This window comes from Candidatus Binatia bacterium (assembly GCA_035631035.1).
Taxonomy (GTDB): domain Bacteria; phylum Eisenbacteria; class RBG-16-71-46; order SZUA-252; family SZUA-252; genus DASQJL01.
Window position 1 is genome coordinate 23,655 of record DASQJL010000096.1, and the last position, 15,763, is coordinate 39,417.

Sequence of the window (15,763 nt, forward strand, 5' to 3'; positions counted from 1 at the left end):
TCCTACGGAGCGCGGAAAATGAGGCACGCGTTGGTGCCTCCGAACCCGAACGAATTGGAGATCACGGTTCGAATCGTCTCATTCCGCCCGCCCCCGGCAACGTAATCCAGGTCACAGTCCGGATCGGGGACCCGGAGATTCACGGTGCGGGGAAGGTACCCCTCCGCCAGCGAGAGGGAGGCGATGGCGGCCTCGAACGCGCCCGACGCGCCGAGGGCGTGGGCATGCATCCCCTTGGTGCCGCTCACCGGGATGCGGCGGGCCCGGTCGCCGAAGACTTCCTTGATCGCAATCGTCTCGACCCGGTCGTTCATCGGCGTGGAGGAGCCGTGCGCGTTCACGTGCTCGATCTCCTCGGGCGACAGCCGCGCGTCCCGGAGTGCCAGGCGCATCGCGCGGATGGCGTCCCGCCCTTCGGGGTGTGGCGCCGTCATGTGATACGCGTCGTTGGTCGTGCCGAATCCGGCCACCTCGGCATAGATGCGCGTCCCCCGCGCCAGGGCGTGGCCCATCTCCTCGAGCACGAGAACCGCGGCGCCCTCGGCCATCACGAATCCGTCCCGCCGGGCGTCGAAGGGGCGCGAGGCCTCCGGGGGCTCGTCGTTCGAGGTCGACATCGCGCGGATCACCGCGAACGCCGTGAAGGTGAGGGGCGCGAGCGGCGCCTCGACGCCTCCGGCGAGGACCACCTTGGCCAGTCCGTCGCGGATCAGCCGAAGCCCCTCGCCGATCGCGATCGAGCCGGAGGCGCACGAGTTCGAGTTGCCGATGGCGGGGCCGCGCGAGCCGATCTCGATCGCCACCTGGCAGGCGCCGGCGCCGGCGAAGACGCGGAGCGCCAGGCTGGGCGGCACCGATCGCGGTCCCGCCTGGAGGAACTGGGCGTGGTCGGCCTCGGCGGAGGGGACACCCCCCAGAGCGGAACCGATCGCGACGGCCGCGTCTTCGGGGTGCACCGCCCCGCGCCCGGTCCCGACGGCGATCCCCGCGTCGTCGAGGGCCATGCGGGAGGCGGCCACGGAGAACTGCGCGAACCGGTCCAGGCGGTGCCGTCGCTTTCCTTCGAAATGGGCGCCGGGATCGAAGTCGGGCACCTCGCCCGCGATGCGCGTCCGGAGCGGCGAGGCGTCGAAGCGGGTGATCGGTCCGACGCCGCGGCGGCCCTCGCGGATCCCCTGCCAGAAGGCGGGCCGCCCCGTGCCGATCGGCGTGATCAGGCCGAAGCCGGTCACGGCGCAGCGATGGGCCGGCGGAGGGGCGATCATGCGGGCGCCTGGGCGTCCGCCGGAAGCGCGCCCCGGCCCGTCTCCGGCGCCTCGGCGAGCGACTTGAAGCGGCGGAGCGTCGCGCCCGCGATCGGCTCGATGAACTGCGGGGCGAGGACGCGCTCGGCGAGAAAACGGCCCATCGGCCGGGGGCCGAAGCGGAATTCGAGATCGTGCGTGATCGTCGCGCGGGTTCCTTCCCGCGCGCCGTCGCGCTCGGGCTGGAACGTCCAGAGGACGTCCATGCCGCGGGTCACGCCGCCCACGTGCCGGAAGCGGATCGTGCGGGAAGCGGCGTCGGGAGTCTGCTCCGCCTCCCAGAAGACCGGGATCGGGCCGCGGCGCGCGCTCATGCGCGCCCGCACGACGCTGCCGCTGCGCCCCGTCACCCGGACGTAGCGGTAGTGGGGGAGGAGCATCGGCCAGCGGTCGAGAGCGGCGACCAGCGGGAACACGCGGTCGGGGGGTGCCGCGATCCAGATGGAAACCGACGAGTGCATCGGATGACGTCCTTGCGTCTAGCGAACCCGGCGGGGAGGCTCGTTCCGGCGCATCCGCGAAGCCACGGCGTCGATCGAGACGCCGACCTGCTTCGCGATCGCCTTCCAGTCCTGGCCATCGCGGCGCATCTCCACGATCTGGTCGGGAAGCGTGGCCGACTGGCGTCTCGAGGCGCGCGCGAACCCGTACACCATGGCGATCTCGCCGTAGCCCAGCGCCCAGCCGTCGTGCCTCGCCCGCAGCGTGTCCTCGGGCATGGCGAGCTGGGCGGCCAGCTGTTTCACCACCCTGGCCTCGCCCTCGGGGGTCGATGCCTCGCGGTCGATGCGCGCCACGGAGCGCTGGATGCGCTGCAGGGCGGTCTCCTTGGTCGCGACGCCGGCGGCGGCCTGCGCGGGGAGCGCCGTGGCCAGGAGGAGCAGCGCGGCGATCACGTGCGAGCGAACGGGCATGTCGAGATCCTCCCTGGAAGTGGAACGGCTCGGTCCCGGGACTCTAACGCAGGAACGCGACTTTGCGGACCGCCGACCCTTCGGGCGTGGAGAGACGCATCCAGTAGACGCCGCTCGCGGCGGGCGAGCCGCCCTGGCCGCGTCCGTCCCAGGTGAGCGCGTGGGTGCCCGGCTCGGAGATCCGCTGCTCGATGGTGCGCACCAGCGCTCCGCGCGCGTCGAAGACCTGGACCCGGACCGGGCCGCTCGTTCGGGTCGTGAAGGCGATGCTCGCCGCGCCGCGCGCCGGATTTCCGGAAGCGATGCGGGCCGCGAGGGGGCCGCCGTCGATCGCGGCCGCGAGGCCGGTCGGTCCCACCGGGTGGCGCACGGCCTGGTCCAGCTGGATCAACCCGTTCCCATAGAGCGGGTCGAAGGCCCGGGTCGTCTGGAACCGGTTCACCGCCGTGGCCCGGAGCGTCTGCTCGATCGCGCCCTGGTCGCGGAGCCCCAGCGAGCGGAGGAGCGCCACCGCACCCGAAACGTGCGGTGCCGCGTTCGACGTGCCGAACTGCACGAAGACGTCGAACGAATCGGGATTCGCGAGGGACCCGGCCGAGCGGTAGGGCTTGATGCTCAGCACGAAGATGCCGTCCTGGACATGGTCGCCGTTCACGTCGCCGAAATCGCCTCCGGGGGCCATGAAGTCGACGTCGGGCCCGTACGAGGAGTAGGCCGCGCGCGTGTCGTCGGGGCCCGTGGCGCCGACGGCGATGACGCCCGGGTATCCGGCGGGCAGGCTCACTTCCGGCGCGCCGAAATTGCCGGTGGCGGCCACGAGGATCGTGCCGCGGCGCTGCGCGTAGGTCACCGCGTCCTGCAGCGGGTTGAACATGTGCGCCAGGAAGCTCTCCCGGTATCCGAGAGCCCGGAACAGGCGCACCGGCGGGAAGCCGAGGCTCAGGTTGGCGATGTCGGCGCCCTGGTCGGCCGCGAGGCGGATCCCCTTGATGATCCACTCCATGTCCGAGTCGTTCCGGTAATCGATCACCTTGATCGGCAGGATCGTCACGCCGAAGGCGATCCCCGCGCTGCCGGCCGTGTTGTTGGCCGCGCCCGCGGCGATCGTGGTGATGAACGTGCCGTGCCCGTTGTCGTCGTTGGGGTGGGCGTCCTCATGCACGAAGTCCCAGCCGGGGAGGAAGGGCCCCGGAAGCTCAGGCGAGCGGCGGTACATGGTCACGCCCGGCTTGACGAAGGGGCGCTCGTATTCGGGAATCTCGTGATCTTCGTACGCCACGCCGGTGTCGATGATGGCGAGAACGACGTCGGGATGTCCGGTCACGACGTCCCAGGCGTCATAGGCGTGCACCGCGCGCAGGTTCCAGGCGAGATCGAAATGCGCGATGGTCGTGTCGTTGGGCGTGAAGAAGCCGCGCGCGTAGAGGTTCGGGGCCGCGTAGTCCACGTCGGCACGCGCGTTCCAGTGGTCCAGCATGTCGTCGACGGTCTGCCCCGGGGCGAGCCGGATCTTCACGAGACCGTCCGGCGTCACGTCGCTCGCCAGCTGGGCGCCCTCGGACGCGGCTGCCGCCTGCCGCTGTGCGGCCGTGACCGATCCCTTGAACTGCACGAGCAGCTCGCCGGGGACGTATCCGGGTTGGTGGAATCCGGGCTCGAGCCCGACCGGGATCTCCCAGAGCCACGACTGCGCGACGGCGGGGGCAGGAGCAAGGAGGGAGAGCGCCGCGACGATCAGGACGGCGGTCGAGAGGCTGTCTGCAATCCACCGGAACCGGATCATGCGTCCTCCGCGGAAGGTCGGGGCGCGTTGCGGGCCCGCTGCGGTGTGCGATCCGGGGGGACGGCGGCACTCGGCGCGGAACGAGATGTCCATCAATTCTAGCATACGTGCGCCGCACGCCGACGCGACGGGAAAACGCTCCGGGCTAGGCCAGCCGCTCCCCCGACTCGGGATCGAAGAGGACAGCACGGGAGGCATCGGGACGAAGCCGGATCGCCGCCCCCGGCGCCGGGGCGCTTTCGGAGGGCGGAATCCGGATCACCATCCTCCCCCAGTCGCCGCCCGCGTGGAGGAGGGACTCCCCGCCCAGGTGCTCCACCCGCTCCACGCGCGCCGCCATGTCCCCGCCGGACAGCGCGACCCCTTCGGGGCGGAGGCCGAGCAGAGCGCGCCCGGCCCGCGGACGCGCGGCCGCTCCCAGGTCCAGGCGCCAGCCGCTCGCCTGAAACGAGGCGCCGCCCGCGCCGCGCACCACCTCGCCCTCGATGAGGTTGATCGGCGGCTCCCCCACGAAGCGCGCGACGAAGAGGTCGCGCGGGTCGCGATAGACCGACTGCGGCGCCCCGATCTGCCGGACCTGCCCCGCGCGCATGACGGCGACCTGGTCGCCCAGCGACAGCGCCTCCTTCTGGTCATGGGTGACGTAGATCGACGTGGTGCGCGTCAGCCGGTGGAGGCGCGCCAGCTCCTCGCGGAGCTCCTGGCGGAGCTGGGCGTCCAGGCTGGAGAGCGGCTCGTCGAAGAGGTAGAGCCTGGGGCGGCGCACCAGCGCGCGGCCCACCGCGACCCGCTGGCGCTCGCCGCCGGAGAGCTCGCGGGGACGCTTCTGGAGATAGCGCGTGAGCCCCAGCGTCTCCGCCGCTTCCTTCACCCGGCGATCGGTCTCCGCCTCCGGCGTCTTCCGCGCGCGGAGCCCCAGCCCCAGGTTCTCGGCGACCGTCATGTGCGGGTAGAGCGCGAGCCCCTGGAACACCATCGCCACGTCGCGGTCCTTGGGTTCGAGGCGGGTCACGTCGGACCCGTCCATGCGGATCGAGCCGGACGTGGGCATCTCCAGACCCGCGATGAGTCGAAGGAGGCTAGACTTGCCGCACCCGGAGGGACCGAGGATCGCGAGGAACGCGCCGTCCTCGAGCGCGAGGTCCACGCCATCCACGGCGCGGGTGCCGTTGGGATAGGTCAGCGTGAGCGCGGCGAGCGTGAGGGAAGCCATGCGCGGCTACGGTAGCAGGCGATCGGGGGCCGTGCCAGCGTCCGCACGGCCCTTCTGCGAGGAAGGCACCCGGGGTGCGGCCGCTAGATCCTCCGCGAGTCGTACGCCCAGTGGAGCAGCGCCTGCCGCTGCCGGGGGCGGCAGGAGAGGTCCCTGCGGCGGCAGTTCTTCTCGATCTGCGCGGCGTGCCGGCGCACCGCGCGCCAGCGCCGGATCTGCCGCTCGTCGTCGGGGCAGCGACGCCCCGAGTAGTAGCGGCAGTACCACTGGAACCAGCCGCGCGGATCCTCGCGGTAGATCCACCCCTTCTTCCTCCAGACCGAGAGCGGCTGCGACGCGTTCACGCCGAAGTAGTTGAGCGCCGGATCGTGCCGCTCGGGACAGAGCTTGGCGAACCGGAACCAGTCGGCGGGGAATTCCGCGAGACAGTCGGTCATGTAGCGTCCGCCGAAGACGCCCAGCCGAAGGAGCTGCTTGGGGGTCAGCTCCGGGCGGAACTCGGGATGGAAGTTCCGCCCCATCGGCTCGGTGCGATGGTAGGCGTATCCTCGCTGCATCCGGTCGTTCACGACGATCCGCGCGCCGCGGGTCATGATGACGCGCCAGTCAAGCGCGCGGCGACGGGGCCGGCTCGGCGCGACGGCCCAGCCGGGAAGCGAGGTCGCGCTCCCGGGACGCTGCCGAGGCATAGCCCTCGTGCTCCAGCACCAGGGCCTCGGCGCGATGGCTCCCCTCGTAGGCGGCGTCCACGCGCAGCATCGCCTCGGCGGCGTCGGAGGCGACCTCCCACGCTCCGGCCTCGCGCGCGAGGCGGCCCGCCCACTCCAGCTCGAAGAGCGTGAGCGCGCGCGCCGGATCGCCGCGTGAGGGCGCGCCGGCGGCCGCGTCCCGAACGGCCTGCTCCAGGGCGTCGGCGCGCGGCACGGTCGCGCCCGTCGCCGCGGGGATCGCCAGCGCTTCGCGACGCGCGGCCTCGATCTCGCCCCGCATCTCCTCGTCACGCCGCAGGGCGCGCAGCGCCCAGGCGGCGCGGACGTGTCCCGCGACCCGGGTTGCCGAGGAGGGATCGCGGGTCATCGCGCGGGCCAGCCGGAGCGCTTCGGCCCAGCGCCCGGCGGCGATCAGGTCGCCCGGCAGCTCGAGCGATTCGCGCGCGAGGAGCGTGGAGACCACCCCGTCCGGCGCATCCGGCCGCGCTCGTGGTGGCACCGTCCGACGTCCCTCGTCCTGGGCCACCGCGGCCATGAGATTCAGATTGTGGCTGTGGTGCCAGTCGTAGCGGGGCTCGATGCCTTCGTTCCGGTAGTAGGCGCGCTCCATGGCGTCGGCCCTCCGGAACTGCGCGACGGCTTCGGCGATCCGTCCCGCGCGCCGAAGCGCGTGCCCCCACATGTGCGCGGCATGCGGGATCGACGGCGCGAGGCGCGCGTATTCCGCGCCGTGAGCCAGCGCGCTGTCGGCGATCCCCAGCCCCTCGTAGGTGTGCGTCAGGAAATGGTGGGCCGAGGCGTGGTCGGGGATCAGCCGGAGCACGTGCCGGTAATAGGAGATCGAGGCCTCGGTCCCCAGCTGGCCGCGACCGGCCGGGCTCGGCTCCTCGGCGTTCCCGCGCAAGAGGAGGAGTCCGATGTCGTCGGGATCCGATGCGAGCGCCTCATCCAGGGCCTTCTTGTACGCGCGGAACTTCCGTTCGTTCTTGGGATCGTCCATGGCCTCGAGCTGCTTCGCGCGGATCGCGATGCGCCGCCGTTCGCGCGGGCTCGCCTCCGACTGCAGCGTCCGGGCGGCCGCCAGCTCCTGCTTCGCGGCCGAGGCGTCCTCCAGCCCCGTGAACGAGCGGCTCAGGCCGATGTGCGCCATGGCGAGGCGAGGATCGAGCCGGAGCGCCTGGTGGAACGATCGCGCGGCCTCCACCCAGACGTACGACTCCAGGTAGTCCAGCCCCTGATCGTAGAGGGCCTGGGCCTCCGAGGACGTCGTGGTGACCGGCTCATGCGAGTTGCCGATGCCGGAACGCAGCCCGACGGGGCGCTCGAGGATGGAATCGGGGACGCCCCCGTGCGCCCGGGCATCGGCGGGCGACGCCGGGGCCGCGCCGGCCGGAATCGCCGCGATCCAGAGGACGCAAACGGCGCCGATGCGGCGAAGGCAGCGATCGAGGGCATTCGGGAACATGCGAGAGACCACCGATGGACAGGTTCGGAACCGGGCGGGCGCGTGGCCCAACCTGTTTGGATGGAATCGCGACCGGGCGCGATTCAGCGATTCCGAGGCCCTAAATGAGTGCGGGGCTATTTCTTCCGCGGCTCCTCCAGCCCCTCGTCCGGCCGCCGGTAGGTTCCGCTCCGGATCTGCCGCACCATCGCGACCAGCTCCTTCGCGGCGTGCCGCGTCTCCTCCTGGAATGCCGCGTCGCGGTCCAGGTCGTCGTGGCTGGTGGCGTAGGGCTCGTAGTAGCCGACGTAGCGATCGATTCCCGCGACGGGCCCGGCCGGGATCATCTCGAGATCGGTCATCCAGTCCACGAGAATCCGGCGCAGGTTCTCCGCGCCGGCCGCGTCCGCGTGCACGACCACCGAGAACGCGCGCCCGGCCAGATGCTTCGGGTAGGGCCACCCGGCCAGCTCGATCGCTTTCGCCCTGGCGGCATCCTTCCCGCGGGTCGTCGTCGGATCGGGATTCCCTCCGTCGGCGCAGACCAGGCGATCGATCATCAGCTTGAGCACGCTGGGCGACTGGTACCAGTTCACCGGCGTCACGATCATCACGCCGTGCGCGGCGATCCACATCGGGTAGATGTCCGCCATCCAGTCGTTCACCTGGCCCAGCGCGTGGTTCGGGTAGCAGGAGCACGGCCAGTGGCAGAGCGGCTGCGCCGTCGAGACGCATGCCTTGCAGGGATAGATCACCAGATGCGCCTCGGCGGTGAGGCGGCTCAGATCCAGGAAGTCCACCTCCACGCCCGGCTCGCCGGCGATCGCCTCGCGCGCGATCTTCGTCAGGCGATAGGTCTTCGAGATCTCGCCGGGGCAGGTCTGGTCGGTGCGCGCCGAGGCGTTGATGACGAGGATGCGCGAAGCGCCGGCGGGGTCGTCGTGCCGTTTCTGAGCCTCGAGGACGCGGCGCCGCGCATCGAGCCACTCCACGGGAAGGGGAAAGCTCGGGTCGGCGAACTCCGGGCCGGCCGGCTTCGTGCGCGGGCTCTTGCGATACTCGTGGTAGGCCTGCCACGCCACGTCGATGACGCGCTCCAGCTCGCCCGGGATCTTCTCGAACGCGGGGTCGTAGGCGCGCGCCAGGATGCGCGCCCGGAAGGTCTCGCGATCCAGGTCGAACTTCTGGTCGCCCTTCACGACCCTTGGCTCCGGAGCGTCTCCGGCGCCGGCCGCCCTGCCGCTTTCGTCGCCCGTCATGGGGTCAGCTCTCCAGGGGTCTCGGGAAGGTCGTTGCGGCCGGAATGAGCTCCGCGTCGGGTCCCGGGTCGCGGCGGAGCAGCGTCGCGATCGCGATGCCGAACGAGAGCGCCTGGCCGACCAGCCCCACCATGAGGTCGGCTCGATCCGGCAGCGGGGGCGCCCCCACGATCAACGCCCACGCCAGCGCGAAGGCGATCACCAGCGGAACGCGGCCGCGAATGCCTCCCGCCAGGTACGTCAGCAGCCAGAGCGCCGTGACGGTGACGTAGGAGGAGGGGGCGAACGGCGCCCGCAACGAGGCGATCGTCAGGAGCGCGAGCCAGGTGCGCGCCTCGCCCACACGGCTCCGGAATCCGCGAGCGGCCCTCTGATTGAGCGCGAGGATCGCCAGGGTGAAGAGCCAGACCAACGCGAGGCCCACCCCCCGGCTCATCCCCGGCAGGCCGAGAAGGGCCAGCTTCGGGACCACGCTCGCGATCGAGAAGTTCCGCGACAGGAAGAAGACAGGCACGCCGGGCCGGTTCACGAAGGAGAACGCCTCGCCGGTGACGATGCGCGGCACCTGGAACGTGAAGAAGTCCAGGAGCGGCTTCCACCCCACGACCGGGATCGAGAGGAGCGTGAACCCGGCGAGGAAGGCGACGCTCCACCCGGCCGCCGGCCACTGGCGGCGCAGCGCCAGGTAGAGAAGGAACATCGCCGGAAAGACTTTCCCGAGGATCGCGAACGCGAGCAGGGCTCCGCCCAGTGCCGCGCGCCGCTCCTCGAACGCGATCATCGCCACCACGGTGAGGCCGACCGCCATCATGTGGAACTGCCCGAACTGGAGATCGAACATCGTCGGGATCGAGGCGAAGAGCAGGGGCAAAAGCAGCCCCGCCGTCAGCCCGTAGCGTCCGCCGACCCACGCGGCGAGGAGGAGAACGGCCGCCATCAGCGACACGGTCTGGAGCGCGAACCACGCGGCGCGAATCGCGTCGAAGGAGTTCGTGGCCGCGAGCGCCGCGCGCGGCAGCAGCAGGAAGGGCGACGGGTACTCGTACGGGTCCTCGATCCAGCGGCTCAGCCCCGCGACCGGAGAGGGAAATCCCGGCGCGCTGTCGACCGGCGCCGTGAAGGCGGGATACCAGCGCGGGTCGTAGATGTTCTCCTCGCCCCGGCGCGCGAGATCGGCGGCGTGCACGTAGGCGGACAGGCACTGGTGGTTCGAGACGAGCGGGTCGGGAATCGTGGAGCCCCAGAGCCTCGAGGAGTCGGCCATGAAGGCGGAGAGGCGGCCCATCTGCGCGATCGCCACGAGCGCGAGGAGAAGCCAGGCCGCGGCCACGAGCGGGCGCCGCCGGATGGCTCCGCGCAGCGATCCCGGAAGACGGCGGGCGCCCCACGGGAGGGCGGCGAAGCAGGCGATCAGGGCCGCGACGGCCAGCGGGACCGATGCCCGTGCCGCGATCGGGACGATCACGGCGGCCGCGAGCGCGGAACCGAAGAAGGCGACGGTCCACTGCTCGAGGCTGGGGCGCATCAGAATCCGGTCTCGATCGGCTCCGACGGCAACCCTCCTTCGATCAGGTCCGCGACCAGCGATCCCAGCCGCATCGGGGCGAATTCCTTCGATTCGGCCGGGAGCTCCGCGAGGGGCCACCAGCGGAGCTCGGCCATCGCCTCCCGCTCGGACGGCACCGGATTGCGCGAGGTGTCGGGCTCGAACCGATCGGCGCGGACCAGGTAGAAGTGCTCGCGCTCATTCACCCACTGGCCGGCCCAGCGGTAGCGGCCGTGACGGACCCAGACCTGGGCGCCGATGTCGAGATCGCCTCGTCCCAGCTCTTCCTCCAGCTCCCGGCGCAGCGCTTCGCGGTGCGTCTCGCCGGGGGCGATGCCCCCTCCCGGCGTGATCCAGAGCCTCCGGTCCGGAACGACGAGGTGGATCAGGAGCAGCGCGGGATCGGGCGTCAGGATCAGCGCGCGCACGCACTCACGCAAGCGAAACGTCGGAGCGAACGCGGTCATGCGATGGCGTTCAGGGCCGCTTGCGGGCTTTCCAGACTTCCTCCGACGGCCACTGTCGCGCCCATTCCGCCGTGACGAAGGGATGGCGCGTGGTCGCGCCTTCCGGCGGGCGCACCTCGACGAGGTCCTCCACTTCGAATCCGGCACCGCGCAGGATCCGGAACCATTCGCCGTGGCTCTTGTGGAACTCGACGCCCGAATCGCCGGGCCAGGCGATCCGCCCCATCCCGAACGCGGGGCGAAGAAGTCGCTCGCCGGCCGCCTCGGTTTCATCCTCCGGCATGCAGAGCATCAGGAGGAACGCGTTGGTCAGGAAGTGGAGCCGCCCGCCGGGTCGGAGGAGTCGCGCGGCCTCCGGCACCCATTGCTCCGGATCGGCCCAGAGACACGCCCCGTATTCGGAGATCGCGAAGTCGAACGATGCGTCCGGATAGGGGACCGACTCCGCGTTGCCATGGACCAGCGGAAATTCGAGGCCGTGCTCGCGCTGAAGCCGGCGCGCGGTTTCGAGCTGCGTCTCGGAATTGTCGATGCCGACGACGCGGGCGCCGCGGCGCGCGAGCCAGGAGGAAACGTACGCCGTGCCGCATCCCAGCTCGATCGCGTCGCGGCCCGAGAGGTCGTCCGGAAGCATTCCGATCTCTCGCTCGGGAATGTTCCAGATGCCCCAGGTCGGCTCGCGCGCCGCCCAGTGGCGCTCGCCCGAGGCGACGTAATCGCTCGCTTTCTGGTCCCAGTACGTCCGGTTGTGGAGGACGTGCTCCGGAAGCTCCGTCACACGCTTCCCGGTTACATCCACGGCTCGTCCGCGGTCGGTCCATAGATCGAGGGCACCTTGCCTCCCGCCATGCGGAGGTAGATGGAGAACTGCCCTCGATGGTGGATCTGATCGTGGAGCAGGAACCAGCAGACGTTCATGCGCGGGATGTCGCCCATCTGTTTCGGGCCGACGAAGAAGCGGACCGTCTCTTGAAGTTTCTCCTCCGGCATCGACCGGATCAGGTTGCCGAACTCGCGATGGGCGTCCTCGACGGCCTCGATCAGCTCGAACCAGGAGCTGGGCGCGGGCGGAGGGTTGCCCGAGGGGGCGCTGCTCGCAAACGCGTCGTTCATGAGCATCACGCCCAGGCCGCGTTCCAGCTTGAAGACCCAGGCCAGCTCGCGCGCGGTCTTCGACATGGCGTGGGGCCGGAGATCCAGCTTGTCCTCGGGGTAGGCGTGGAGGATACGCATGGTGCGCTGGTGCTCGTCTTCGTAGACGGCCAGGAACTGCTCTTTATGGGAATGGGTGATGGTCGCCATGGGGCAGGCTCCTAACGCCGCGCCCGGGGCGCGGACGGGAAGAGACTAGTTCGCGATCGATCGGAGCCGGGGGCTGCTCCCGGGTCGGAATCGGATCGTAACTCGATTGTCGCCTATGGGCGGGGCGGCTTGGAAGCGGGATAGAGGGTGCCCACCTGGCGCTCCCGATGGGCCGCGAACAGCGTTCGTTCGACCGCTCGCGCCGTGACGTCGAGCTCCGCCGCCACGCCCCGAAGCACGTGGAGGAACTGGAACCACTGATCGAGGGTGAGCCCGGCGCCCCGGGCATTGCCCCGCACGGCGCCCATCGCGTGCAGCAGCTGCCACACGCGAATGTCGATCACGCCGTAGCGCCCGGGCTCGAGCATAGTGAGCACCGCGGAGGCCGAGGGGGCGGAGACGCCCCTCAGCGAGAGCAGGCGCTCGAAGCGCTCCCGCTCCTCCACGCTCCGGATCGCCGCTTCCGTGGCGGTGCGGACGCGGCGCGCGCCGTTTTCGCGGACGAGTCCCGTGGATCGCGGGGATTTCCAGCGGCAGATCCGGATCAGCTCCCCCCTCGTGAGGTAGCCGCGGACGTTCGCGGGACGCACCGCTTCGATCAGGGAGGAAGTCGCCGGGTCCTCGACGGCGATCATCCGCTCCCGCACGAGCGCGATCAGGGAAGGTTCGGGGCGCGAGCCTGCGATCACGCCCCGCATCCGCGGTCAGCTTCGCCGCGGCGTCCGGACCATCGTCTCGAGCAGGTGCTCGAGGAGTGCGGCCGGGTCCGTGCAGGCGCCGGTGTGGACGGCCGAGGTCTGGATGACCGTGCTGCGCGGCGCGGTGAGCCAGCGGAAGCGCTCCCGCTTCGAGAGGGCCCCGATCGGTCCCGCGGAGGGGCCGCCCGCGCAGATCGCGGGGAGGGTCGCCAAGTGGGCGCGGATCGTCGCAAGGTCGGCGCCGGGGTCCAGCGCGAGCAGCCGGCCCTCGTCCAGCTCGATGCGGGCCTCCAGGAAGTCGCTCGCCGGGCAGGAGACGATCGCTCCGGCATTGATGAACTCCTCCCGCTCCACCTTCGGGACCACGCGGACGATGGCGTAATCGTACGGGCTAGGCTCGGGCACGGATCGCCTCTTCCAGGAAGGGCCGCGGCGTCTCCAGGCGGCGCGCCAGATACTTCACGTAGGCATCGCGATGCTCGGCGGCCGTCGCGAAGGGTGCGTCGACCAGCCAGGTGTCGGGGACCAGCGAGACGATGCGCCGCAGCTCGTCCGGAGTGACCCGCTTGTCCAGCGCGGCATCGGCTTCCTCCATCCGGGAGGCCGCGGGAAGGAGCACGTGGTCGCGAATCATCGGGAAGGGATCGCGGCTCCGCTCCAGCCAGTGCTCCCACGTGTGGTGGAAGTAGAGCGCCGATCCGTGGTCGATGAGCCACGTGCGCCGGTGCCACACGAGCAGGTTGGTATTGCGTGGCGTCCGGTCGATGTTCGTGACGAAGGCGTCGAACCAGACCACCAGGGATGCGAACCCCGGATCCGGCTTCTCCGCCACGGGATCGAACATGATCGAGCCCGGCAGGTAGTCGAGCGCCAGGTTCAGCCCGCCGCTCGCGCGGATCAGGTCCTGGATCTCCGGGTCGGGTTCCGTGCGCGCGAGGTCGGGGTCCAGCTCCACGAACACGATCTCCGGAACGGGAAGCCCGGCGGCGCGCGCGATCTCGCCGCACACGAGCTCCGCGATCAGCGCCTTGGCGCCATGTCCCGCGCCGCGGAACTTGAGCACGTACATGCCGTCGTCGTCGGCTTCGACGATCGCGGGCAGCGAGCCTCCCTCGCGGAGCGGGGTCACGTAGCGCGTGGCCGCGACCGTGCGCATCTAGAGGGCGCGCCGCGTCATCGGCCCAGGAACCTGTCGATCTGCCGGCGGTGCCGCAGCACGTGCACGATCGCGTGCTCGAAGAGCTGCTCGAAGTCATAGATCGGTCCCCAGCGAACGGTCATCTTCATCTCGGTGCATTCCTGGTCCGTCATCTCCCAGTGGCCCTCGAGGGTCTCGGCCATGTAGGCGAGCGTCTTCCGCATCTCGGCCGGCGTATCGGCGCGGCGGACCGGTTCGTCCCACCGGACCACGGGCTCCTTCTTCCAGTGCGTCCGCATGTAGTTCGCGTAGCCGTACCCGGCTCGGACCACGTGCCTCATGATGGTCTGGATCGAGCGGCAATCCTCGTCCTGGGTCGTGGTGTCGCGGACCCGATCGAACTCCTCATCCGAGATCCCCTCCAGAATCCGGATCAGCTCCGCCGAGGCGCGCTCGTACTCGTCCATCAACGCGCCGACGGGTCCCTTCCTGTAGGTCTTGGCCACGGCTCCTCCGCAAGGTGGTGTGTGGGCGGCGATTCTGGCCCAGGAACCGGCCGGAAGCCAAGGGCTGCTTCCAGCCATGGCCCTTCCCGGCGGTGAAGAATTCTCTGAGCGCGCCGATACCTTGGTAGCGCGCCGGGGGCCGGGGCTCCGCGTGGCGCGCCCTCGCCGCGACCCACCCTGCAACCGGAGCGAAACCGTGGGCAAGAAGCACCGCTCGTTCAGGATATCGCTGCCCCCCGCCGTGGGCCGGATCGCGAAGGGGGCCCTCAAGAGCAAGCTCCTCATGGTGCTCGTGGGACTCTTCGTGCTCGGGTTCATCGCGGGAAAGCAGTCCGAGCCCGATCCCACCGGCGCGCCGTTCGAGGAGTTGTTCGAGAACCTGAGCGTCGTATCCTACCGCGACTCTCCCTCGGACTCGGCCTCGCACTTCATGGTCGAGCTGTCCGCGCGCGGCAAGGTCTTCCGCGAGTACGACGTGGACGAGCAGCGTTTCGTGGAGCCCGCCCGCGGCCGCGACTACCGGCGCATGATCGGCGCCACTCGCTATGAGCCGCTCGTCGTGCGCGGCCACGTGGACCGCGGCTTCTGGCTGGAGCTGTCCAACCAGAAGAGCCCCGAGATCCTGCCCGACCAGTTCCAGGAGATGTACCAGACCACGCTGGACTACGTGAAACCGGTGTCGGTCATCGCCTCGATCGCGGGGACGCTCTCCGGCTATTCCGTCGGATACCGCGCCGGCACGTGGGGCACCTCGCTCGCCAATCCCGCCGTGCAGAAGCGGGTGCTGTCGACCGCGGGCGTCGGGCGGATGATCACGCGCGAGGCCTGGCGCCGCGTGCTCCTGGAGCCCGTGGTGATGGGGCACGAGAGCGACCCCGAGCGGTTCGCCGCGGCGCGCGAGACCCAGCGGATCTACACGAACTTCTTCCGGCTCGCGCTGGCCGACAGCAACGACTTCATCCATGACGAGGCCCGGCGGCTCGACGCCGCGGGCTACACGCGCGAGGCGATCGCCATGCTGGAGTTCACCTACTCGGCGCTGCGAGCGGCCGACGACACCGTGCACCTCGAGAGCGCCGATTTCCGGGCCGTCGAGGAATGGGCCAGCCTGATCGCGCACCGCGGCCACTGGGCGCCCACGTCGATCCCCGCATCGGGCGAGGCGCGCGTGCGCTACCTGGGGACCCTGGCCTACTACGGCCTGACGCCGGTCGCCGACGACGCGCATCGGGTCTGGGTCGGGCCGCGCGTGCTGGTGAAGGATGGCGAGGAGGAGGGGTTCGTGGCGGACGAGATCCCCTCGATCCGCGCCGCGTGTCCCTTGACGTGGCAGGACTGGCTGCGCCACGACACCACCGGGATGAGCAGCAACGAGTGGACGGCGCAGTGGATGAGGGAATCGAAGCAGCTCGCGCAGATGGTGAGTTTCGGAAAGCAGGTCGTGCGGCAGATGCAGCCCGCGCGGTAGGGCCCCGTCCG

At 70.7% G+C, this 15,763-nt stretch carries 17 protein-coding genes; 1 reads left to right on the forward strand and 16 read right to left on the reverse strand.

Annotated elements, in window-relative coordinates:
* Positions 1–2 precede the first annotated feature (2 nt).
* The 16 genes from fabF to VE326_10205 all read right to left on the reverse strand — a co-directional run bounded on the left by fabF (position 3) and on the right by VE326_10205 (position 14,284).
* Positions 3–1,265 carry a beta-ketoacyl-ACP synthase II gene (gene fabF / locus VE326_10130; GenBank protein ID HYJ33564.1) on the reverse strand — a complete coding sequence of 421 codons (1,263 nt, stop codon included), beginning with the start codon at positions 1,263–1,265 and terminating at the stop codon, positions 3–5.
* A complete protein-coding gene (locus VE326_10135) occupies positions 1,262–1,765 on the reverse strand; it encodes an SRPBCC family protein (GenBank protein ID HYJ33565.1) in 504 nt (167 codons plus the stop codon). The genes fabF and VE326_10135 overlap by 4 nt, the downstream gene beginning before the upstream one ends.
* Before the next feature lie 18 nt (positions 1,766–1,783).
* Positions 1,784–2,218, reverse strand: a complete 435-nt coding sequence (locus VE326_10140; GenBank protein ID HYJ33566.1) for a hypothetical protein — start codon at positions 2,216–2,218, stop codon at positions 1,784–1,786.
* A gap of 43 nt (positions 2,219–2,261) precedes the next feature.
* A complete protein-coding gene (locus VE326_10145; protein ID HYJ33567.1) occupies positions 2,262–4,001 on the reverse strand; it encodes a S8 family serine peptidase in 1,740 nt (579 codons plus the stop codon).
* Between the two features lie 145 nt (positions 4,002–4,146).
* On the reverse strand, positions 4,147–5,214 hold the full coding sequence (locus VE326_10150) for an ABC transporter ATP-binding protein (protein HYJ33568.1): 1,068 nt from the start codon (positions 5,212–5,214) through the stop codon (positions 4,147–4,149).
* Between the two features lie 83 nt (positions 5,215–5,297).
* Positions 5,298–5,807, reverse strand: coding sequence for a hypothetical protein (locus tag VE326_10155; protein ID HYJ33569.1), 510 nt, complete (start codon positions 5,805–5,807; stop codon positions 5,298–5,300).
* A 13-nt stretch (positions 5,808–5,820) separates the two neighbouring features.
* The gene (locus tag VE326_10160) at positions 5,821–7,389 is read right to left on the reverse strand and encodes a hypothetical protein (GenBank protein HYJ33570.1); all 1,569 of its coding nucleotides are present in this window, start codon (positions 7,387–7,389) and stop codon (positions 5,821–5,823) included.
* 116 nt (positions 7,390–7,505) lie between these two features.
* The gene (locus tag VE326_10165) at positions 7,506–8,627 is read right to left on the reverse strand and encodes a flavodoxin family protein (protein HYJ33571.1); all 1,122 of its coding nucleotides are present in this window, start codon (positions 8,625–8,627) and stop codon (positions 7,506–7,508) included.
* A gap of 4 nt (positions 8,628–8,631) precedes the next feature.
* Positions 8,632–10,152 carry a glycosyltransferase family 87 protein gene (locus VE326_10170; GenBank protein ID HYJ33572.1) on the reverse strand — a complete coding sequence of 507 codons (1,521 nt, stop codon included), beginning with the start codon at positions 10,150–10,152 and terminating at the stop codon, positions 8,632–8,634.
* Complete coding sequence (locus VE326_10175; GenBank protein HYJ33573.1) at positions 10,152–10,601, reverse strand: NUDIX domain-containing protein; 450 nt, start codon at positions 10,599–10,601, stop codon at positions 10,152–10,154. Before VE326_10175 ends, VE326_10170 begins: the two co-directional genes overlap by 1 nt.
* A gap of 49 nt (positions 10,602–10,650) precedes the next feature.
* Positions 10,651–11,418, reverse strand: coding sequence for a class I SAM-dependent methyltransferase (locus tag VE326_10180; GenBank protein HYJ33574.1), 768 nt, complete (start codon positions 11,416–11,418; stop codon positions 10,651–10,653).
* A gap of 11 nt (positions 11,419–11,429) precedes the next feature.
* Positions 11,430–11,942, reverse strand: coding sequence for a DinB family protein (locus VE326_10185; GenBank protein HYJ33575.1), 513 nt, complete (start codon positions 11,940–11,942; stop codon positions 11,430–11,432).
* Between the two features lie 113 nt (positions 11,943–12,055).
* Positions 12,056–12,631, reverse strand: a complete 576-nt coding sequence (locus tag VE326_10190) for a hypothetical protein (GenBank protein ID HYJ33576.1) — start codon at positions 12,629–12,631, stop codon at positions 12,056–12,058.
* Between the two features lie 15 nt (positions 12,632–12,646).
* Positions 12,647–13,045: a DUF3037 domain-containing protein gene (locus VE326_10195; GenBank protein HYJ33577.1), complete on the reverse strand. Its 399-nt coding sequence runs from the start codon at positions 13,043–13,045 to the stop codon at positions 12,647–12,649.
* The gene (locus tag VE326_10200) at positions 13,032–13,796 is read right to left on the reverse strand and encodes a HipA family kinase (protein HYJ33578.1); all 765 of its coding nucleotides are present in this window, start codon (positions 13,794–13,796) and stop codon (positions 13,032–13,034) included. The genes VE326_10195 and VE326_10200 overlap by 14 nt, the downstream gene beginning before the upstream one ends.
* A gap of 17 nt (positions 13,797–13,813) precedes the next feature.
* Positions 13,814–14,284, reverse strand: coding sequence for a DinB family protein (locus tag VE326_10205; protein ID HYJ33579.1), 471 nt, complete (start codon positions 14,282–14,284; stop codon positions 13,814–13,816).
* A 196-nt stretch (positions 14,285–14,480) separates the two neighbouring features.
* Between VE326_10205 and VE326_10210 the strand changes: the two genes are divergently transcribed.
* The gene (locus tag VE326_10210) at positions 14,481–15,752 is read left to right on the forward strand and encodes a hypothetical protein (GenBank protein HYJ33580.1); all 1,272 of its coding nucleotides are present in this window, start codon (positions 14,481–14,483) and stop codon (positions 15,750–15,752) included.
* Positions 15,753–15,763 lie beyond the last annotated feature (11 nt).